The 20,015-nt window shown below is 50.1% G+C and carries 20 protein-coding genes; 15 read left to right on the forward strand and 5 right to left on the reverse strand.

The window, feature by feature from the left end; all coding sequences use genetic code 11:
• Positions 1-10: 10 nt before the first annotated feature.
• Genes atpF through atpG form a run of 4 tightly spaced genes read left to right on the forward strand, consistent with a single transcriptional unit; the run spans position 11 to position 3,540 of the window.
• Positions 11-496 (forward strand): F0F1 ATP synthase subunit B, encoded by a 486-nt coding sequence (gene atpF / locus VIS48_01770; GenBank protein ID HEY9164868.1) that lies wholly within the window; start codon positions 11-13, stop codon positions 494-496.
• Positions 497-503: 7 nt separating this feature from the next.
• On the forward strand, positions 504-1,058 hold the full coding sequence (gene atpH / locus VIS48_01775) for an ATP synthase F1 subunit delta (GenBank protein ID HEY9164869.1): 555 nt from the start codon (positions 504-506) through the stop codon (positions 1,056-1,058).
• Positions 1,059-1,089: 31 nt separating this feature from the next.
• A complete protein-coding gene (atpA, locus tag VIS48_01780; GenBank protein HEY9164870.1) occupies positions 1,090-2,649 on the forward strand; it encodes a F0F1 ATP synthase subunit alpha in 1,560 nt (519 codons plus the stop codon).
• Positions 2,650-3,540, forward strand: coding sequence for an ATP synthase F1 subunit gamma (gene atpG / locus VIS48_01785; GenBank protein ID HEY9164871.1), 891 nt, complete (start codon positions 2,650-2,652; stop codon positions 3,538-3,540).
• A gap of 79 nt (positions 3,541-3,619) precedes the next feature.
• On the opposite strand, the gene VIS48_01790 is transcribed toward atpG, so the two are convergent.
• The 3 genes from VIS48_01790 to smpB all read right to left on the reverse strand — a co-directional run bounded on the left by VIS48_01790 (position 3,620) and on the right by smpB (position 5,967).
• Complete coding sequence (locus VIS48_01790; GenBank protein HEY9164872.1) at positions 3,620-4,165, reverse strand: arginine decarboxylase, pyruvoyl-dependent; 546 nt, start codon at positions 4,163-4,165, stop codon at positions 3,620-3,622.
• 85 nt (positions 4,166-4,250) lie between these two features.
• Complete coding sequence (tyrS, locus tag VIS48_01795; GenBank protein HEY9164873.1) at positions 4,251-5,462, reverse strand: tyrosine--tRNA ligase; 1,212 nt, start codon at positions 5,460-5,462, stop codon at positions 4,251-4,253.
• A 49-nt stretch (positions 5,463-5,511) separates the two neighbouring features.
• Positions 5,512-5,967 carry an SsrA-binding protein SmpB gene (smpB, locus tag VIS48_01800; GenBank protein ID HEY9164874.1) on the reverse strand — a complete coding sequence of 152 codons (456 nt, stop codon included), beginning with the start codon at positions 5,965-5,967 and terminating at the stop codon, positions 5,512-5,514.
• A gap of 244 nt (positions 5,968-6,211) precedes the next feature.
• Here smpB and VIS48_01805 point away from each other — a divergent pair, with 244 nt between their 5' ends.
• From VIS48_01805 to rlmD, 4 genes are read left to right on the forward strand one after another with little or no spacing between them, the layout of a single operon-like run.
• On the forward strand, positions 6,212-7,678 hold the full coding sequence (locus VIS48_01805; protein HEY9164875.1) for a glycine--tRNA ligase: 1,467 nt from the start codon (positions 6,212-6,214) through the stop codon (positions 7,676-7,678).
• A gap of 8 nt (positions 7,679-7,686) precedes the next feature.
• Positions 7,687-8,472, forward strand: a complete 786-nt coding sequence (locus VIS48_01810; protein HEY9164876.1) for a DUF2461 family protein — start codon at positions 7,687-7,689, stop codon at positions 8,470-8,472.
• A gap of 2 nt (positions 8,473-8,474) precedes the next feature.
• Positions 8,475-9,806: a DUF4147 domain-containing protein gene (locus VIS48_01815; protein ID HEY9164877.1), complete on the forward strand. Its 1,332-nt coding sequence runs from the start codon at positions 8,475-8,477 to the stop codon at positions 9,804-9,806.
• Positions 9,803-11,218, forward strand: coding sequence for a 23S rRNA (uracil(1939)-C(5))-methyltransferase RlmD (gene rlmD, locus VIS48_01820; protein ID HEY9164878.1), 1,416 nt, complete (start codon positions 9,803-9,805; stop codon positions 11,216-11,218). Before VIS48_01815 ends, rlmD begins: the two co-directional genes overlap by 4 nt.
• 18 nt (positions 11,219-11,236) lie before the next feature.
• Here the strand turns inward: rlmD and VIS48_01825 are convergent, their stop codons facing one another.
• Together VIS48_01825 and VIS48_01830 are read right to left on the reverse strand one after the other, a co-directional pair.
• Positions 11,237-12,427 (reverse strand): glycosyltransferase family 9 protein, encoded by a 1,191-nt coding sequence (locus VIS48_01825; protein ID HEY9164879.1) that lies wholly within the window; start codon positions 12,425-12,427, stop codon positions 11,237-11,239.
• Entirely contained in the window at positions 12,414-13,466 is a 1,053-nt protein-coding gene (locus VIS48_01830; GenBank protein HEY9164880.1) for a glycosyltransferase family 9 protein, read from the reverse strand. Before VIS48_01830 ends, VIS48_01825 begins: the two co-directional genes overlap by 14 nt.
• Positions 13,467-13,534: 68 nt before the next feature.
• Between VIS48_01830 and porQ the strand changes: the two genes are divergently transcribed.
• The 7 genes from porQ to VIS48_01865 all read left to right on the forward strand — a co-directional run bounded on the left by porQ (position 13,535) and on the right by VIS48_01865 (position 19,986).
• A complete protein-coding gene (gene porQ / locus VIS48_01835) occupies positions 13,535-14,461 on the forward strand; it encodes a type IX secretion system protein PorQ (protein ID HEY9164881.1) in 927 nt (308 codons plus the stop codon).
• Between the two features lie 116 nt (positions 14,462-14,577).
• The gene (gene buk / locus VIS48_01840) at positions 14,578-15,645 is read left to right on the forward strand and encodes a butyrate kinase (protein HEY9164882.1); all 1,068 of its coding nucleotides are present in this window, start codon (positions 14,578-14,580) and stop codon (positions 15,643-15,645) included.
• Positions 15,645-16,577 carry a phosphate acyltransferase gene (locus VIS48_01845; protein HEY9164883.1) on the forward strand — a complete coding sequence of 311 codons (933 nt, stop codon included), beginning with the start codon at positions 15,645-15,647 and terminating at the stop codon, positions 16,575-16,577. The genes buk and VIS48_01845 overlap by 1 nt, the downstream gene beginning before the upstream one ends.
• Before the next feature lie 78 nt (positions 16,578-16,655).
• A complete protein-coding gene (locus tag VIS48_01850; protein HEY9164884.1) occupies positions 16,656-17,438 on the forward strand; it encodes a PASTA domain-containing protein in 783 nt (260 codons plus the stop codon).
• Positions 17,438-18,082 (forward strand): ribulose-phosphate 3-epimerase, encoded by a 645-nt coding sequence (rpe, locus tag VIS48_01855; GenBank protein ID HEY9164885.1) that lies wholly within the window; start codon positions 17,438-17,440, stop codon positions 18,080-18,082. The genes VIS48_01850 and rpe overlap by 1 nt, the downstream gene beginning before the upstream one ends.
• Before the next feature lie 169 nt (positions 18,083-18,251).
• Positions 18,252-19,616, forward strand: a complete 1,365-nt coding sequence (locus VIS48_01860; protein HEY9164886.1) for an acyclic terpene utilization AtuA family protein — start codon at positions 18,252-18,254, stop codon at positions 19,614-19,616.
• A gap of 37 nt (positions 19,617-19,653) precedes the next feature.
• Positions 19,654-19,986, forward strand: coding sequence for a hypothetical protein (locus VIS48_01865; GenBank protein ID HEY9164887.1), 333 nt, complete (start codon positions 19,654-19,656; stop codon positions 19,984-19,986).
• Positions 19,987-20,015 lie beyond the last annotated feature (29 nt).

Below are 20,015 nucleotides of genomic sequence, written 5' to 3' on the forward strand. Positions count from 1 at the left end.
GGAGTCTTATATGCTTGAACTGAATACTGGACTTATAATCTGGACGTCCTTGACGTTCGGAGTTTTGCTCCTGGTGCTGCGCGCATACGCCTGGAAGCCGGTGATTTCAGCCCTTGAGTCGAGGGAGGAGTCGATAAGGCTTTCACTTGAGCGCGCGGAAGAAGCGAAGAAGGAAGCGGAACGCATCCTTGAAGAGAATAGACAGAATCTCGTTCGCGCTGAAGAAATGGCTCAGGAGGTCATAAAGGAAGCGCGGGAACTTGCCGAGAAGATAAGGAACGATTCTGCTTCACGGGCTAATTCCGACGCAAACAAGATTCTGGACAGGGCTCGCGATGAAATTGAGAGAGACAAACAACTGGCGATCAACCAGCTTCATGGACTTGTTGCCGAGCTCGCGGTCAAAGCGGCCGAGAAGATTCTCAAGGAGACTATCGACGAGAAACGCCAAATGAAACTCGTCGAGGGATTCCTGAAATCGTTGCCCGAGAATTGACGAGCTGATGAAGAGGCTTCGCGCTTCAAAAAGATATGCAGCAGCTTTGCTCGAACTGGCACTAGAACAGAAGAGGCTCGATCGGGTGGCTTCAGATCTGGAACTCATCCGGAAATCAGTTTCTGGTTCTCGAGACCTCGAGCTTTTCTTTGCGACCCCGCTGATCGATCGAACGAAGAAGGCGGCGGTGATTGCTGAGCTCTTTGCAGACCGGATCGACGATCTTACCAGGCGGTTCCTCGGCTTGCTCGTGGAAAAGGGAAGAGAGCAGCTCATACCCGGCATCACGATTGAATTTGCTGAACAGCTGGATGACTACCGCGGCATCGTCGATGCGGAGGTTCGTGTACCCTTCGAGATTGATAAAGCCAATAAATCCGGGCTGCAATCGAGGCTCGAGGAACTTACCAGGAAAAAAGTGCGCGTGACGTACAAACAGGATGCGACCCTGATCGGGGGATTCCTCGCTCAAATAAGAGACACGGTGTACGATGGAAGCGTTCGCCGCCAGCTGGAAATTCTCAGGAACGAGCTCTCAGAAAATTCCGGTATGCAGAATTGAAAATATCGACGCTTAATAATATGAGGATGTTATGCCTGAAGTAAGGCCAGATGAGATTACGGCGATACTACGAAAACAAATTTCCGGCTTCGAACAGGAAAGCGATGTGTACGATGTCGGCACGGTTCTGCAGGTCGGTGATGGAATCGCACGCGTGTACGGCTTGGAGAAGGTAATGGCGAGCGAACTCATCGAGTTTCCGAACGGCGTGTTCGGTATGGCACTCAACCTTGAGGAAGACAACGTCGGCTGCATGCTGTTCGGCAACGATACGCTTGTAAAGGAAGGTGACCAAGTCAAGCGGACCGGAAAAGTCATGTCGATGCCGGTAGGCGAGGCGATGCTCGGACGCGTCATCGATCCACTGGGGCAGCCGATGGACGGCAAGGGCACGATCAAGACGGACAAATTTCTTCCCATTGAAAGAAAAGCCCTCGGAGTAATCTTCAGAAGCCCTGTCAAGCAGCCCCTCAATACAGGATTGAAGGCCGTAGATTCCATGATACCCATCGGCCGGGGTCAGCGTGAGCTCATCATTGGGGATCGTCAGACAGGAAAGACCGCCATTGCTATTGACACGATAATCAATCAGAGGTTCACTCATACCGAAGAGGCCAAGAGAAGAGACATCAAACCGGTTTATTGCATTTACGTGGCGATAGGACAGAAAGCTTCCACGGTTGCACAGGTCGTAGCGAAACTGGAGGAAGAAGGCGCGATGGATTTCACAACTGTCATCGCTGCGGGCGCAAGCACGCCGTCACCACTTCAGTTTATCGCGCCATATTCCGGATGCACGATCGGCGAATACTTCAGGGACGGCGGAAGAGATGCGCTTGTTGTTTACGACGATCTCTCCAAACACGCGTGGGCATATAGACAGGTATCGCTTCTCCTGCGACGACCGCCGGGCCGGGAGGCATACCCGGGTGACGTGTTTTATCTTCACAGCAGACTCCTTGAGCGGGCATCGAAGCTGAGTGACGAAATTGGCGGCGGCAGCCTCACCGCGCTTCCTATCATCGAAACTCAAGCAAACGACATTTCGGCTTACATACCGACTAACGTCATCTCTATAACGGACGGCCAGATTTACCTTGAACCCGGTCTGTTCAATTCCGGCGTCAGGCCGTCCATCAACGTCGGAGTGTCCGTGTCGCGCGTCGGCGGCCACGCTCAGATCAGGGCCATGCGAAAAGTAGCAGGCAGACTCAGAATCGACCTCGCACAGTTCAGAGCACTGGAAGCGTTCATAAAATTCGGATCTGATTTGGACAAAGTGACTCAGGCTCAGATCACGAGAGGGCAAAGGCTCGTCGAGATCCTCAAGCAGAACCAATACACTCCGATGCCAGTGGAGAAACAGGTGGTTCTGATATTCACGGGAACGAACGGTTATCTCGACGAACTTCCCGTCGACACTGTTCAGCGTTTTGAGCGTGAATTCCTCGAGATGATGGAGCTCAAGCACAGAGACATTCTCGACAAGATTGCGGATACAAAAGACATCGACTCCGAAACAGACAAAAGACTCAACGCGATAACGAGAGAATTCGTAGATCTGTTTAAGATGACTTTTAAAGGCCTATAAGTGCCGACATTAAGAGAAATAAAGCGGCGAATCGCCGGCGTCAAAAGTACCGAAAAGATCACTAAGGCGATGAAGATGGTTGCCGCCGCGAAACTTCGCAGGGCACAAGCGGCAGTTTATGCGGCGCGCCCGTACTCCAGGAAGATCTCTGAGATGATGCGCCATCTCGCCGCAAACTCAGATCTCAGCGAAAACAAATACGTTGTACCGAGAGAGGTGAAAAGCGTCGCGATCGTGAGTGTGACCGCTGACCGTGGATTTTGCGGTGCATTCAACTCGAATATTATTAAGGCGACGTTGAATCACATACAGAACAATTATGCTGAACTCAATGCTGGCGGTCAGGTTAAGATTGTCGCCGTTGGGCGAAAGGGGGTTGAGTTTCTTTCAAAACGGAAATACAATGTCGTTCGAGGTTACTCCGGAATCTACCACTCTCTCGATCTCGCGGCAGCAAACGGCGTAACACATGAAATCGTTAAAGGATATCTCGACGGGACCTACGATAGAGTCGACTTGATCTACAATGAGTTCAAGAGCATACTTCAACAGCGATTGATAATCGAACAGCTGCTCCCGATTCCGAAAGAAGAGATCAAACCGGATGAGGGCAAGAAGATCGAACTGGAATACATTTATGAACCTTCGGCTGCTGAAATTCTGGATCAACTTATTCCGAGGCATCTGTCTTACCAGTTATGGCGTGTGCTCCTGGAAAGCAACGCGGCAGGTGAGGGTGCAAGGATGGCCGCAATGGATAACGCGAGCGAGAATGCGGGCGAGTTGATCTCCGCGCTTTCGCTTCAGTACAATAAGGCGCGGCAGGCGTCGATTACTAAGGAGCTTCTCGAGGTTGTGTCGGGTGCCGAGGCATTGAAAGCACTCGGCTGACAGCCGTAAAATCCTAGTCCCCAAATCAAAAAGCCCCGCTCAAAGACGGGGCTTTCTTGTGTCTATATTTATATCCTCATCAGGGGAGGAGTATTCCTGAAGCAACTACGGTTGTCCAGATTCCCCTTTTGTCACCTTCGGCCGATTGGGTCACATTGAAAGAGCGCACGATCTTCCCGCTCATCTTATAAACTTTTTCCCGCTCGTCCCAGTCTGCGTTCGAGTCGAACTCAATTCCAAGCGTCGTCGCCAGCATTGTAGCGGCAAGATCCTCGGCATATTCCCCCGCCTTCTCGTCTGTCTCTCCGAACGGATGGTGCTCCGACAGATAGCCATACTGCGAGGGGTCATTGGGCGTGGCTACCCCAATAGAGGCGGCAATGAGTCTGTTCGGCTCGTTCGTGGAGTTTCTTGCCATCACGCAGAATGTAATTTGACCCGGTTGAAGGAGCTTCAGCCCTTCATCAACTGAAATGCGCTTAGCGCCGGCAGGATAAATACTTGAAACCGTGACTAAATTACATTTCTCGATCTTGGCATCGCGTAATGCTAACTCGAATGACTGAAGGTAGTCGCGATGACGACCTACCCCTTTGGTGAAGAATATCTTCGTTGGAACATACAATTTCACATCTCCTTGTTCTTAGTTGTCAGTTCTCCGGATTCAGTTGTGAGTAAGTTGAATATCCATTTCACTTGATCCATCGATCTTATTGCGTGATCCTATAAAATTTTCGCTTTCCGACTTTCAGGATGAACGGTTTACTGAAATTCACGACGGCATTCGGGTCAGTTACTTTGGCTCCATCTATCGTAACACCGCCTTGCAACACAAGACGACGAGCCTCACTTTTTGACGGTGCCACACCGAGTTCAATCAAGAGTTGGGATGTCACAGGCGGTTCAAAATGCTTTATGGTGCGCTCTTCAATTTCGTCCGGAACCTCTTTTCGAACAAAAATTCTATCGAATTCCTCTTCGGCTTGATGAGCAGCATTCTTATTGTGATAAAGCGTGACGATCTCTCTGGCGAGTCTCCGTTTGAGATCCCGCGGATTCACCCTTCCCAGATCGAGTTCACTCTTTATATTGCTCAGTTCGGTCTCACGTAAGTTTGTTAGAAGGACAAAATAATCGTAGATGAGTGTGTCAGGAATCGACAGAGTCTTTCCGTACATCTCACCGGGTGAGTCGGTGATGGCGATATAGTTGCCCATCGATTTCGACATCTTCTCCACGCCATCGATACCGACCAGTAAGGGCATCGTAAGGATGACTTGCGGTTCGAGTCCGAACTCTCGCTGTATGTCTCTCCCCACAAGCAAATTGAATTTCTGGTCTGTTCCGCCAAGTTCTATATCCGCTTTGATGGCGACTGAGTCCATTGCCTGAGCTAGAGGGTAGAGGAACTCGTGCACACTGATCGGTTCTTCTGAATGATATCTCTTTTCGAAGTCGTCCCTCTCCAGCATTCTTGCGACGGTATACTTGCTCGCTAGTTTAATGACGTCCTGGAAATTCATTTTAGCAAGCCACTCGGAATTGTAAACAATTTTCAAATTGTTCGGGGAAAGTATTTTGAGCGCCTGGCGGAAATAACTCTCGCCGTTACTCCGTGTCTCATCCAACGTCATGGAGGGGCGGGCCTTGTTTCGACCGGACGGATCACCAATCATGCCGGTGAAGTCACCGACTATCAGCGTTATTGTGTGGCCGAGGTCCTGAAATTGCCTGAGTTTGCGCAGGACAACCGAGTGCCCGAGATGAAGATCAGGCCTGCTAGGGTCGCAACCCAGTTTCACGTTCAGCGGGGTGTTCGTCTTGAGCGACTTCTCAATCTTGAGAGTCAACTCGTCTTCTGGAATGATCTCGGCCGCGCCGCGCTTAATTAGGGCGAGTTGCTCTTTAAGTGGGGGAAACAACCTTAACTATTCTTCTCCTCGGATTGCGCGTGAGCGATAATCACGACTTTCAGGCTTCGGCATCTCTCTGGCGAATCTCCCGGTCCTGATCTCTTTGTCTGATTGTCTCCCTCTTGTCAAAGGCCCGCTTGCCCTTTGCGATTGCAAGCTCGACCTTTGCAAGGCCGTGCTTCCAGTACACCCTGATCGGAACGAGGGAAAGTCCCTTCTGTCTGGTCTTGCCCACCAGTTTCCTGATCTCTCTCCTGTGCAGCAGGAGTTTTCGCGTGCGACGAGGACTGTGATTGAACGGTCCTGCATTCTGGTAAGCCGCGACATGCATGTTGTGCAACCATACTTCTCCGTCTTTCACGGACGCGAAACAGTCGCTGATATCAACTTTGCCTTGCCTGACCGACTTTACTTCTGTCCCTTTCAAAACTATACCAGCCTCAGTTGTCTCCAGAATCTGGTACTCGAAGCGCGCACGACGATTTTGCGCTACCGTTTTCTCTTCTGGTTCCATCTAACCTTCCAAGTTAAATTTGATGGCTGTCAAGACATCACCCTGAACATCTTCCGAATTCCTATGCCGTCTTCCGACTGCGTCATAAAATGCTAAAATTTACCTTTCAAAGTCAAGTTGAAGGGTGCATTTTTTTGTGGTGCAAGATCCGGAGCCGTTCACGAAAGGAACGGCACATCCATTCACCTTCTTTGTCAATTCCGCCGCGCATTTTATATTGAAATGAATTAGCAGCGAGGAAGAATTGAGTAAGTCTGAAACGACTCTTGAGAAAATTGTATCTCTTGCAAAAAGGAGGGGATTCGTTTTCCAATCGAGCGAAATTTACGGCGGATTGAACGGGTGCTGGGATTATGGACCGCTTGGCGTCGAGATGCTGAATAACGTGAAGCGGCAGTGGTGGAAAAGCATGACTTACAGGGAGAATGTCGAGGGTTTGGACGCCTCCATTCTCATGCATCCTCGGGTGTGGGAAGCTTCTGGCCACGTGGAGAATTTTACCGATCCGATGGTGGATTGCAAGCAGTGCAAAGCGAGGTACCGACTCGACATACTCTTCGATGAGCTCTCTCTGAAGAAGAAAAAGGAAGTCCTCCGGGAAATCGATCCGGAGAGATTCGGGGGTCAGCAAAAAGACGAAGTCATCGAAGAGGAATTTTCAAAACTGGTGGCGGTCGATCAGCAGGCTGCGAAAGTTGTCGGTAAGCTCGCGTGTCCCAACTGTGGAAATAAGGGGACGTTTACAGAGGCGAGGAAGTTCAACCTAATGTTCAAGACATTCGTCGGCCCCGTGGAGGATTCCTCCTCCGTTGTCTATCTTCGTCCAGAGACAGCCCAGGGAATATTCGTGAATTTTCAGAACGTGTTAAGCTCTTCACGGCAAAAACTTCCGTTTGGCATCGCGCAGATCGGTAAGGCGTTTCGAAATGAAATCAATACGAAAAATTTTCTTTTTCGCACTCGTGAATTTGAACAAATGGAAATGCAGTTTTTCGTGAAGCCCGGAACGGACGATCACTGGTTCGGGTACTGGCGCTCCGAAAGGATGCAGTGGTACATAGACCTCGGCATGAAAAAAGATCAACTTCAATGGCACCAGCATCCGAAAGACAAGCTCGCTCATTATGCGAAAGACGCTTACGATATAGAGTTTCTTTTTCCTTTCGGTTGGGGCGAGATCGAAGGCGTTCATAACCGTACCAACTTTGACCTATCAAGGCATGAGGAGTTTTCGGGTAAATCGATGAAGTATTTCGACGAGGAGTCGAAGGAGAAATTCACGCCGTTCGTCATCGAGACGTCCTCCGGCGCCAGCAGATCTTTCATGGCATTTCTCACCGGGTCGTATAATGAGGAAGAAGCACCCACGGCAGACGGGAAAATGGAGATGCGGACTGTGCTCAAACTCCATCCGAAGCTTGCTCCCATAAAAGCGGCGATTTTTCCGCTGGTCAATCGCGACAACATGCCCGAGATCGCACGGAAGATTGAAGGTGATTTGCGTCCGAGCTTTCGAGTGTTTTACGACGACAGCGGAGCGGTTGGAAGACGATACCGCAGACAGGATGAGACTGGAACGCCCTTCTGCATAACTGTCGACTCACAGACGCTGCAGGACCAGAGTGTCACAGTACGCGACCGTGATTCAATGCAGCAGGAACGGATTGGCGCCTCGAGCATTTCAGATTACCTGATGAAGAAACTGGCCTGAGTATCAAAGTGAAAGCGGATAAGACGAAGAAGGCGTCGCGTAGGACCAAGCTCGCCGTGCCAACTGATCCACAGGAATTTAACGGATTCTTCAAAGAAACCTTCCAGTTCTTCTCAGAACTTTACACTCATAATTCAGTCACCTGGTTTCGCAAACACAGGGAAGAGTACGAAAAATATCTGATGAACCCGGCGCGAGCATTCGTAACCTCGATCGGTCCGTTCGTGAAGTTCATCAACCCGACGTTTGAGACTGAACCGAAGTTCAACAAGACCCTGGTCCGGCTTAATCGCGATATGCGCTTCGCGAAGAAACCATATAAAGATTTTTTCCTGATCAGGTTCGGAAAAACGAAATGGGATTCGGAACTGTTTCTGTATTTGGACAGAGACGGCATGGAGCTCGGAGCTTTTGTTAATAACGAAAAGACGAACGGTCGAAGAATCTTCGAAGACAACTTGAAATTATACACCCGTCCTTTTGAGCTGGCCTGTAGGAAATACAAAATAGGTTCGGACTATTCAGCGTATGAGTTGAGTAAGGGGACCGAACAGATATCCGAGAAATTCAATGCGAAAGCCGATTCCGGAAAATTCACGGGAAAGGATTATATCATCTTTGGAATGGAACTGAAGAAATCGGATCCGATGATCCGGTCGAAAGAGCTCCTGGCGCTTGCCATGAAGACTTATAACAGACTTTACCCGCTTTATATTTTCTCCACATCAGATAATCCCGTCGCTGATCTCGAATCTTATTCGAACCGGATTGGGCTTCTGAAAATTTCCGTTTGATTGTGAACGCGTCTGCTCTTACTGCAGGTCAGATTCTCCGGGAAGTTGTCCGGACCTCTATCGATGCTGTCAGGCCGGTGAATCTCTTTCGGCAGAATTTTGTGGTCGTGGGCGAGAAGCTCGAGGCATTCGGGAGTTCCTTCAATTTGGCAAGTAGTAGAAGAATCCGATGTGTAGCGGTAGGCAAGTGTGCCGAGGCCATGGCTTTGGAGGTTGCAAAAGTTCTCGGGGATCGTGTGAGTGGCATGATCGCTACATCTATCCCTAATGAGAGGAAGGTTGAGGGTTTCACTTTTTATTTAACTGGACATCCACTCCCTAACGAAAAAAGTCTTGAGGCGGGGAGGTCGATCCGCGGGTTCCTGGAATCCAGCGCCGCGGATGATCTCGTAATCTTCCTGATCTCCGGCGGCGGCAGCTCCGCAATCTTCCTTCCTGCAGAAGGAATGAGCTTGTCGGATGCGAACACAACTGTCAGAGTCCTCTTCGAACACGCTGTCCCGATTACAAAAGTGAACCTGGTTCGGAGGCATATCTCTGCGCTGGGAGGAGGAAAGTTAGCTGAACTCGTGCCGCGCCAGGAGAAATTGTCTTTGATAATCTCCGATGTCGTCGGCGACAATCCGCGCTCGATCGCAAGCGGTCCCACTGTCGAGGACGATTCGAACGCGACGGACGCCCTGGATTTTATTCTTGAAAGCGGATTTGATTCTCAGCTGCCTGCGGCGGTTTTGCAAAGTCTCAAGAATCAGCCTTCGTCATTAAGGATTCGCCGCATTGAGAAGAATAAAGTTGTTATTATCGGCACCAATCGAGACGCATTGAGTGCGGCGGAAAAGAGCACGCGGGAAATCGGAGTGAATGTAAAGATCGTCTCGCGATATGTAGATCTCGAAGCTGACGTTGCCGGCGAAATGCTTGTGTCATATGCGCGATCGATTGTGGAGGAGAAGGAGCCGATTTCACCTCCTGCACTTCTCCTTTTTGGGGGTGAGACGACTGTGAGTGCAATATCCGGACATAAAGGCGGGCGGAATCAACATTTGGTCTTATGTGCGCTTAAGAGATTGTGTGAACTCTCGGAAACCCGCAGGGAACTCGAACGGGTGACCGTGTTTTCTTTCGGCACCGACGGAAAAGATGGCAACAGCGAAGCGGCAGGGGCGAGCGGAACGTTGGAGTCCATCGCAAATGTCAAAGGCCTGCGCAGCGAAATCGAGAATTCTATTGCTGCTTATGAATCCGGTGTCTTCTTTGAGAAATACGGGGGTGTGATTTCGACTGGGAGGACCGATACGAACGTGATGGATATTTTCGGAGTCATCGTAGTATGATCGCACGTGATGAGGTTGTAGAGCTAAAGATTGACTCGCTCGCGTTTGAAGGGAAAGCCATCGCACGGTTAGACGGGTATGTTGTATTTGTGACAGGTGCCGTGCCTGGTGATGTGGTTCGGGCTAGAATAACCAAAAGCAAACGGGATTACGCCGAAGCGAAGGTCGTTGAGATCCTCTCAGCATCGCCGTCCAGAGTCACGCCACGGTGCGACTACTTCGGAGTATGCGGCGGGTGTAAATGGCAGCATTTGGAATACACCCAGCAACTGAAATACAAACGGCTGCATGTCGTAGACGCACTTGAACGAACAGGCGGATTGAAAATCGATGTCGCGGACACCGTGGGTGCAGAAGACACTTACGAATATAGGAACAAACTTGAATTCACCTTTTCCGACAGACCGTTCAGAATAAAAGAGATAGACACAACTCAGGCGGCACTCGGGTTTCACGCGCCTGGTCGCTTTGACAAAGTGATAGATATCGATCACTGTCATCTAGCTGACGGAAAAATCAACGAGATTCTGAACTGGTTCAAGAAGACAATCGACCCCAATTCGGATTATGTAAGTGAGATGGGACTGAGCATTTACAATTCGAATGCCCATTCCGGTCTGCTGAGGTTTCTTACCATCAGGAAGTCCTTTGCAACAAACGAGTATATGGTAAGTCTGATTGTACTCGAAAAGGATGATCGCGTAGAGAGAATCGCGTCTGATTTGAGGCGAGATCTTGCATTTGTTTCGACTTTCGCTTCCATTGTGAATCCGACGCGTGCACAGGTAGCTTCAGGTGATTTCTGTAAGGTCCATTTCGGGAGCGGATTCATCACGGAAAAGATCGGCGGGTACTCGTTCAGAATATCTCCGCTCTCGTTCTTCCAGACAAATTCTGTTCAAGCCGAAAGATTGTACGATGTGACAAAAGAGGAGATCGGCAAGAAGTGTGGAACGATCTTTGACCTTTACAGCGGGACGGGAAGCATTTCGATTTTTCTTTCGAGCCTTGCTGACCGAATTATAGGGTTTGAGCTCGTTGAATCAGCGGTGAAAGATGCCGCGCAAAACGCTGCGCTGAATCGGGTGGGGAATGTTTCGTTTGTGAGAACGGACCTGCTCGATTTATTCAAAGGAAGAAATCCGCTGGAGAACTTCGAGCAGATGAATCTGCCCCGCCCGGACGTCATTGTACTCGATCCTCCGCGAAGCGGTCTCCATCCGAAGATCTCTTCGAACCTTCATCTTCTGAGTGCCGAAAGAATTGTCTATGTGAGCTGCAACCCCATGACACAGGCGAGGGACCTCAAAGATATAGTTTCCCATGGCTACCGAGCTCTTCATGCGAGACCGGTTGATATGTTCCCGCACACGTATCACATCGAGAACATAGTAACGCTTGAGAAGACCTGACCCGCCCGTGCTTACCGACTAAACGATCGTCGCCTTCTCCGAGCTCCGCTTTTTTGACGTGATCTGACCGGCATACTGCAGCGCGACAGAGAACATTTTATCGAGGTCCACCATCTTCATGCACTCCAGGTCGTACGGGCAGGTTTTCTTCCAGCAGGGAGAACAGAAGAGGTCCTCCGGAATGAATTTAGTACCACGATCATATAAGTCAATTTCTGCCGGGCAACTAACGCCGAACCAAACAAGGACGATTTTTTTGAGAGCAATTGCCAGGTGCATCCCATAGCTGTCGCCGGTTATGACGATGTCCGCCGCGTTCTCATACACAATGCCTTTTCTGATCCCTCCGGTGGTGGGTGTCTTGAATAAACGCGTCAGCAATTGGGGGTTGGCTGCCACCGCGTCAGAATAAATTTGCTCGTTTCTCTCTGTGTCCTCGCGGCCTCCAAGCAGTAGCATCTTTATGGAACCGATGCCGGAAAACTTTTCGACGAGATCTGCGTGCTGCCCAAGCGAGAGCTTTTTGTTTGGGAATAAATTCGAACACCCGGTATTGAATCCAACGACTACCTCATCGTCCCGGATACCGAGCGATTTCCTGTAAGCGACGGTGAGCGCCTTTTCGTCTTCGGTCAGGTTCAGAACGTACTCGTCACGCTCATACGAAAGCTTGAATGTTTCGGAGAGAATATCCTGTCCAGTTCGCTGGTTCACTCTGAATTTCATATAGTCGTCGAGACCAAGACGGTAGTTGTACTCCGCCTCTTTATTAAGAGGAATGATGTGTCCGAGTTCATTCATCCCGAAACCGAGCTTCTCCTTCGCTTTCAATTTCATTGTGAGGGCACCTGATCGTCTCGATTTGTCCGCATTAAGTATCAGGTCGAATTTCAGTCCCTGTAATATCAACCAGTCTTCTGGGTCCCAAACAAATACCTCATCGATCAGCGGATTCTCCTGCAGAAGGGGGACGGCTGACTCCAGCGTAAGCCAGGCGATGTAACTGTCCGGGTATTTTCGTTTTATGGGCTCAAGCTGGGCGGTCGTCATCAACACATCGCCCATCGCGTCGAGATTAATGATGAGGATCCTTGTGCCAAAAGGTTTGTCGGGATAAGAACAACTTTCGTAGCACGTTTTGTAGGGGATGCAGGGCTTATAGCCGCTGAAACGTTGGCAGTCAGGCGTCTTCATTTTAAATGATGCCATCGGCTCTTCGAACTCCTTGTAGGATTTTCGTTATTAGTTTTTCCACTCTCTCGTATACCGTGCGTGCCTCGAGCTCAGTCATGCACGGATTACCGATCGGGCACTTTATGAGATTGCATTCGAGGCAATCGAGCGATTCCTTCCGAATGATTTCTGATGTGTTTCCGTACGGTCCCTGGAGGTGCGGGCTGGTCGGACCGAATATAGCCGCCGTCGGCACGTTAAGCGCGGCGGCAATGTGCATGGGTCCTGAATCGTTTGTGACGAGGAGAAGTGACTGTTCCATGATCGCACCCATTTGATGAAGACTCGTTGGAGGTGCAAGAAACGCTCCGGCCAATTTGGAAATCAGTGCGGCTTCAGCACTTTCGGCAGGACCGTACAGAACAACCACGGGCAAATTCAGTCCTTTAGCTATGAGTTTACAAAGTTCTACGATCTTGTCCCTTTTCCATCTCTTAATCTCCCAGCCGCCGCCAATGTTAACCGTTACGTACCCGCGGAAAGAGAGGGCCTGCGTCCGCAGGAAGTTAGAAGCAAAGTTTTTCGATCTATCGTCGAGGACAAAAATTGGCTTCTTGTGAGTTGGTTCGATTCCGATTCGACGAAGCGCGTCAAGGTTGAACTCCACATTATGAACTCTGTCTCCGCGGGGAATCACCCTGATGTTGTAAGCGTACTTCCTCCACTTGAAGGGGTATCCGACTCGGTATCTCGCTCCGGACGTCATGGTCAAGATTGCCGTTCTTGGATTCGAGAACAGATCAAAAGTTATGTCGTACTTCTCTTTTCTCAGTCGCATGATAAGCTTGATCGGGGAATCTGTCCTGGCGTCGTATTCGATGACCTTGTTCAGGAACGGGTTATTGTCCAGAACGGGTGAGGCAAATCTCTCAACAAGAAAGTCGATGGTCGCTCCCGGGAAGGCGTCATGAAGATTCGGGAGGACCGGTGTCGAAAGAAGCACGTCGCCGATGGCGCGTGGCTTCATCACCAGGATTTTGCTGATTCCGGCTTTCTCGACAATGATTTTCTCCATGAACGCTCTGAAAATATAAGCATACCATCTCACTTGAAAAATAATAAAATCCCCGATACATTTTAGCGATGAGAATAACTGTTCTTTCTTTGGTGCTATTTCTGACGGGGAATGCGGGCGCTCAAACGGCGTTCGAGTTCTTGAACCTTGATGTCAGTGCGAGGCAGGCCTCGCTCGCTGGAAGTTTAATGACGGGTTCCGAGGATCCTACCGCGTTCTACTACAACCCAGCCCTCTCCGTTTCCGCAGCAAACCGTGCCGTGACTTTCGGTTTCCTCAAGCACGTCCTCGACATCAATGCAGGATATGTTTTTTCAACTTTCAGTCTTGCATCGAAAGGTTACTTCGGGGTCGGCATCGGGTATATCAACTATGGGACTTTCACTTCGACAGACGAGTTCGGGAATGAATACGGCACATTCAGTGCCGGTGACGCGATGATAACTCTGAATTACGCCAACTTCCTTGGCGACAATTTCAGTTACGGCGTAAATTTGAAAGGGATATACTCATCGATTGCTTCCGCGACCTCCACCGCTTTGGCGGCAGATGTCGGATTGTACTACGATTTCCCGGACAACCTCTTTGGAGTTGGCTTCTCTGTACGTAACATCGGAAAGCAGTTGAGCGAGTACGGCTCCACAGAGGAGTCCCTTCCATTTGACGTAAGGTTCGGAATATCGAAGCAACTCGAGCATCTCCCGCTTACTCTGAGCGTTGCATTGCAGAGACTTGGTGATTCCAATTTAAGCGGGAACGACAAGCTCCGGTCGTTTGTGATCGGAGCGGAAATTGCGCTCTCCGAAACTTTTCATTTGCGTGCTGGTTACGATAACCTGGAGCACAGGGAGATGAAAGTGGGCCTGAGTTCCGGTATTGAGGGATTGTCGTTCGGTCTCGGCCTGAAACTGTATGGATACGGTTTCGACTACGCGTTCTCATCGTGGGGAAAGATCGGCGCGCTCAACCGCATAAACGTCACCACGACATTTTGACCATATAGAATCGCACTCACGTCACCGTTGTTGTACGCCGGTTTTTATCAGGCGTCCGTGGGAAGTCAGACACCGGCAGCATCATCCGTTGATATTCCAACGTCAGGGAGATTAGAATGCCGAGAACGCGCGAACATCTTATAGTTGTAGTCAATACCGGCTCCACATCCACCAAGCTCGCATTGTATAAGAATGATGCGCTTGTATCCGCCGCGACCATCGTGCACACACCGGCGGAATTGGAGAAGTTTGGAAGTATTTGGGATCAGTTTGATTTCAGGGCGAAGATCGCAACGGAGTGGGTCAGGGCGCTTAAGAAAACTCCGTCAGCTGTTGTAGGAGTTGGCGGGCTCCTGAAACCGGTCGCAGGCGGCACCTATCTTGTGAATGACAGCATGGTACAGGACGCGAAGGCTAATCTTCAGGGTGAACACGCTTCAAATCTCGGCTGTGCGATAGCTCAGCTTGTCGCGCAGAAATTCAGCTGTCACGCTTTCGTCGTTGATCCCGTTTCAGTGGACGAGTTCGAGACTCTTGCCCGTTATTCCGGTCATCCGCTGATTAAACGACATAGTCTTTCCCACGCCTTGAACATACACGCTGTCGCCCGGACTGCCGCAGCCAGACTCAGAAAAAATCTTTCGAAGACAAATTTCATCGTGGCTCACCTCGGCGGCGGCATATCTGTCGCCACAGTGGTGGGCGGAAGAATTGTCGACTCCAATGACGCGTCGGGCGAAGGTCCTTTTACACCAGAGCGCACCGGCAGCCTGCCACTCCAGCAATTCATGGGCGTATGCTTCTCAGGTGACTTTTCCAGCCATGAAGTGAGATCAGTTGTTATGGGCAAGGGTGGCTTGGTTGCGTATCTCGGCACTAATTCCGGGCGGGAGGTGGAAGAGAAGATCAGGAAGAAAGATCGTGAAGCGGAGACTGTTTATCGTGCGATGGCGTATCAGATATCCAAAGAAATTGGCGCAATGTCGACCGTGGTAAACGGAAAACTAAATGCGATAATACTGACAGGAGGACTTGCCCATTCCAGATCGCTTGTCAGGTGGATCAAAAAAAGAATCTCGTTCATTGCGGAGGTCCTGGTTTATCCGGGAGGAGATGAAATGAAAAGCATGGCGATGGGAGCTCTCCGGGTCCTTCGGGGCCAGCAAGAAGCACTGGAGTACTGATGAAAAGAAACGTTATATGGAACTTTGACGATCTTCTGAATGTCGCACGCAGTCTGCCGGCAAAGACAATCGCGGTGATTTACCCCAGGAGCGAAGAGACCTACAACAGCATTCGCGACGCGTCCAAATCGTTGAAAGCGAAATTCATTTTGTATTGTGACGAGTCCTCATCATCCGGGGCAGCAGGATTGGTGAACAAAGAAGAAATCCAGGCGGAAATCGTTATCGTTCATGACGCAGTCGAGGCCGTCACTAAAGCGGTTGAAAAAGCCGGAAGCAACCGATACGACATACTCATGAAAGGGGACGTCGACACGGGAACGATGATGAGAGTCGTTCTTCAGGAATCGAGCAGCTTGAGAACGGGAAAACTCCTGAGCGACATATTCGTTCTCGAATATCAGTCGCGAACCGACAACAAGTTCGTGATGATAACGGACGGCGGGATGACGCTCGCTCCCGACCTCAAAAATAAAGTGGAGCTCATAGACAACGCAGTTGAGGTGGCCCATGCTTTGGGGAATGAACTTCCTAAAGTCGCCATCCTTTCAGCGACAGAATTTGTTCTCCCGAACCTTCAATCTACTCTTGACGCCGCGGCATTGTCGAAGATGAATGAGAGAGGTCAGATAAAGGGCTGCGTTGTTGACGGACCGTTGGCTCTCGACAACGCGCTGTCGCCGGAAGCGGCCGCCGAAAAATCTATTAACTCGGCTGTTGCGGGAAGAGCTGAAATCCTTGTCGCGGCGAATATCGAATCAGCAAACAGCCTGGCGAAGAGCACAACTTACTTCGCGGGATTGAGACTGGCGCATGTGATAGTGGGCGCGAGACTGCCAATATTGATCCCCTCACGATCCGACAAGAGCGATGCAAAACTGCTGTCGATCGCGCTGGGAATCGTCATGAGCGAGCATTTTCAATTTCATTAAGTCTATTCCGAATCCACAAAATCGAACTCCTTTGACGGTTGAAATTCACGATCGTGGTGGATACATTTGAATCGGAGCATGAACAGTAAAGTATCTTTCATATCGCGACTTCTCTGGTCCAACCTGGCGAGAAAATTCTATCTCGCTCTCGTGATCCTGATCTTTCTATTCTCGTTAATGAACTGGATTGTAATGCCATGGTACGTTAAGGGGAGCGGGATAGTAACGGTACCTGAGTTGACCGGGCTGACGATGTTTGACGCGAAGACAGCCCTTGATTCGCTCGGTCTCCAGCTCCAGCTGGGAGGAATGAAACCCAGCAAGCTCCCATCGAATACCGTGTTGTCTCAAAACCCCGAGTCAGGTACGACTGTGAAACGGGGGAGAAGAGTTTATCTTATCGTAAGTGGTGGGGTCGAGAAATCGAGTGTACCCGATCTCCGCGGCCGGTCCGAAAGGGAAGCGCAGTTTATGCTGGAGCGCGGAGGATTTAAACTCGGCGACGTAACGTCCGACACTTCAAGCAACCTTCCTCAGGACGTGGTGATATCGCAATCGATTCCTCCTAACACCGTCGCGGCAGCCGGGACGCAAGTGTCCCTCCTTGTCTCTGCCGGTGCGCCCGAATCGGGTGAAGTTTCTGTCCCGAATATTGTGGGAAAACCGCTCTCCGAAGCTCAACGGATAATATCGAACAATAATCTTCAACTCGGCAAGATTACATTTCAACCGAGCAGGAAACTCGTCCCCAACACAGTTCTTGAGCAATATCCACGCGCCGAGGAATTCGTTCAGAAAGGGACTAAAGTCGACCTGTTCGTCTCATCCATTTCCAACCAGAAACAAGGACCTGAGAACTGATGGCGTTAGTCGCCCCGTCACTTTTGAATGCCGATTTCTCGGTGCTTGGAGAGCAGATCAAGCTCGCTGAAAGAGGCGGTGCGGACTGGATCCATCTCGATGTGATGGACGGTCATTTCGTTCCTAACATCACATTCGGACCGATGATCGTGTCGGCGGTCAACGGGATTACGGATAAGTTTCTAGATGTTCACCTCATGATTGAGAACGCGGATCTTTACATAGGTGATTTTGTAAAAGCGGGTGCAGATTCGATCACGGTACATTATGAAGCAGTCGTCCATCTTAACAGGACAGTGAATCTTATCAAGGAACTTGGAGTGAAAGCCGGTGTGGCTCTAAATCCTTCCACACCAGTCAGCGTGCTCAGTGAAATAATTCATGATGCGGATCTTATCCTGATCCTCTCAGTAAATCCGGGATTCGGCGGTCAGAAGTTCATCGAGAATTCCTATCGGAAATTGTCGGAAGTGAGAGCGCTCATACCGAAAGGCAGAAAGATCCAGATTGAAGTTGACGGCGGGGTTTCGCCGGATAATGCGCGAAAGCTTGTGAAGTCAGGTGCAACCGTTCTGGTCGCGGGAACTTCAATTTTCAAGTCCAACGACGTGCCCGGTACAATCAGGAAACTTAAGTCTGCCTGATCATTTCAGATTGACCGTTCTCTGACGAAACAATTCGGATGCTCCTCGCTTTATAGCCGATTGAAATCCGGAATTCTAATCTAAGAAATTGACAATTATCTGTGTGAATTCTCCAATGATCGATTGTACTTCGCCGTAATGTGGTGCAAGGTAAAGGACAAAACAACTGTTGAATGACAAAAGAATAAGGATCGCCTCTGGTCAAGGATACTGGGGAGACCTCCCTCAAGCGCCATTCTGGCAAGTGACTAAAGGTCCGGTGGACTATCTGGTGATGGATTATCTGGCTGAAGTGACGATGTCGATCCTGCAGAAGCAAAGGTCCCGAGATCCGAAGCTTGGATATGCGAAGGACTTGATTCAAGTAATGGAACAAATTCTGCCGATTGCGATGGAAAAGAACATAAAGATCGTGACGAACGGCGGAGGTGTCAATCCTCAGTCGTGTCGCGACGCGATTTTTGAAATAGCACGAAAGAAATCCATTCGTGGTTTAAAGATCGGTGTCGTTTGCGGAGATGATATCCTGGCACAGTTGGATGGGCTCCTGTCGTCGGAAAATGTTCTGCGCAATATGGAGACGGGTCAGAGCATTGCGACTATCCGTCAGCGTGTTCAGAGTGCGAACGTGTATTTCGGAGCATTCCCGATCGCTCATGCACTGGCACAGGGCGCCCACGTTGTACTTACCGGGCGCGCTACAGACACCGGGCTAACCCTCGCCCCGATGATTCATGAGTTTGGCTGGAAAGAATCCGATTTTGATAAACTCGCGGCGGGAATTGTTGCCGGACACATCCTCGAGTGCGGCGGGCAGTCTTCCGGCGGTAATTACCTTAAAGACTGGCGCGCCGTCCCTGATCTTGCCAATATCGGTTTCCCCATAGTCGAAGCGTTTGCTGATGGAACCTTCGTCGTAACTAAACACCAAAATACCGGCGGTCTTGTGTCGGTCGATACGATCAAGGAACAACTTCTCTATGAAATAGGAAATCCTGAGGAGTACATCACTCCCGAAGTCGTTGCGGATTTCACAACAATCAGGCTCGAGTCGGATGGAGCTAACAGGGTAAAGGTATCGGGCGTGAAAGGAAAACCACCTACGGATTTCTATAAGGTCTCACTGGCATATTCCGATGGATACTATGCGGCCGGCACCTTGACCTATGGATGGCCTGACGCGATTGAAAAAGCGAAGGCTGCGGACGGAATTATGCGGCGGCGGTTGAGCGACCTGGGATTCAAGTACGATGAATTCACGACTGAATTCCTCGGGTACAATTCGTGTCACGGTCCATTGAGCCCCATCCCTCCTGAACAGAACGAAGTAGTCCTGAGAGTTGCGGTGAGAAGTCACGACTGGGAATCAGTCGATGCCTTCGGACGGCAGCTGGTACCTCTTGTACTGACGGGTCCTCCGACCGTGACCGGTTTCGGTTTGGGAAGACCGAAGCCGCAGGAAGTTGTGGCTTACTGGCCCGCGTTGATTCAAAAGAAATTAGTTAAGCCGGTCGTAGAGGTTACTGCGGTATGACATCTCTCGCTTGGCTTCAAGCATCGGATTCATCGTTATGAAGAAAGTGCAGCTTCTTAAGCTGGCTCATGCGCGGAGCGGTGATAAGGGCGATGCTTCAAATATCGGCCTCATCGCGAGAAAGGAAGAGTATTACCCGATATTGAAAGAAAAAGTCACTTCTGACGTTGTGAAAAAACATTTCACAGGAATATGCAAGGGGAATGTGGAGCGGTTCGAGCTTCCGAACTTGTTCGCTCTGAACTTCCTTCTGCATGAATCACTTGGCGGTGGTGGGACGGTGTCGCTCAGGAACGATGCTCAAGGAAAGACCTTGAGTACCGCATTGTTACGGTTGGAAATCGATGTTCCCGACGATCTCGAGATTTAGTTGCAGCATCTGGGTTCGCTCCGGAGAAC

This window comes from Candidatus Kryptoniota bacterium (genome assembly GCA_036567965.1).
Classification (GTDB): domain Bacteria; phylum Bacteroidota; class Ignavibacteria; order Kryptoniales; family JAKASW01; genus JAKASW01.

Coding starts and splice junctions, on each gene's coding strand:
- atpF (HEY9164868.1), top strand. CDS start 11: ATGCTTGAACTGAATACTGGACTTATAATCTGGACGTCCTTGACGTTC.
- atpH (HEY9164869.1), top strand. CDS start 504: ATGAAGAGGCTTCGCGCTTCAAAAAGATATGCAGCAGCTTTGCTCGAA.
- atpA (HEY9164870.1), top strand. CDS start 1,090: ATGCCTGAAGTAAGGCCAGATGAGATTACGGCGATACTACGAAAACAA.
- smpB (HEY9164874.1), bottom strand. CDS start 5,967: ATGGAACCAGAAGAGAAAACGGTAGCGCAAAATCGTCGTGCGCGCTTC.
- rlmD (HEY9164878.1), top strand. CDS start 9,803: ATGATCGCACGTGATGAGGTTGTAGAGCTAAAGATTGACTCGCTCGCG.
- VIS48_01825 (HEY9164879.1), bottom strand. CDS start 12,427: ATGGCATCATTTAAAATGAAGACGCCTGACTGCCAACGTTTCAGCGGC.
- VIS48_01830 (HEY9164880.1), bottom strand. CDS start 13,466: ATGGAGAAAATCATTGTCGAGAAAGCCGGAATCAGCAAAATCCTGGTG.
- porQ (HEY9164881.1), top strand. CDS start 13,535: ATGAGAATAACTGTTCTTTCTTTGGTGCTATTTCTGACGGGGAATGCG.
- buk (HEY9164882.1), top strand. CDS start 14,578: ATGCCGAGAACGCGCGAACATCTTATAGTTGTAGTCAATACCGGCTCC.
- VIS48_01845 (HEY9164883.1), top strand. CDS start 15,645: ATGAAAAGAAACGTTATATGGAACTTTGACGATCTTCTGAATGTCGCA.
- VIS48_01850 (HEY9164884.1), top strand. CDS start 16,656: ATGAACAGTAAAGTATCTTTCATATCGCGACTTCTCTGGTCCAACCTG.
- rpe (HEY9164885.1), top strand. CDS start 17,438: ATGGCGTTAGTCGCCCCGTCACTTTTGAATGCCGATTTCTCGGTGCTT.
- VIS48_01865 (HEY9164887.1), top strand. CDS start 19,654: ATGAAGAAAGTGCAGCTTCTTAAGCTGGCTCATGCGCGGAGCGGTGAT.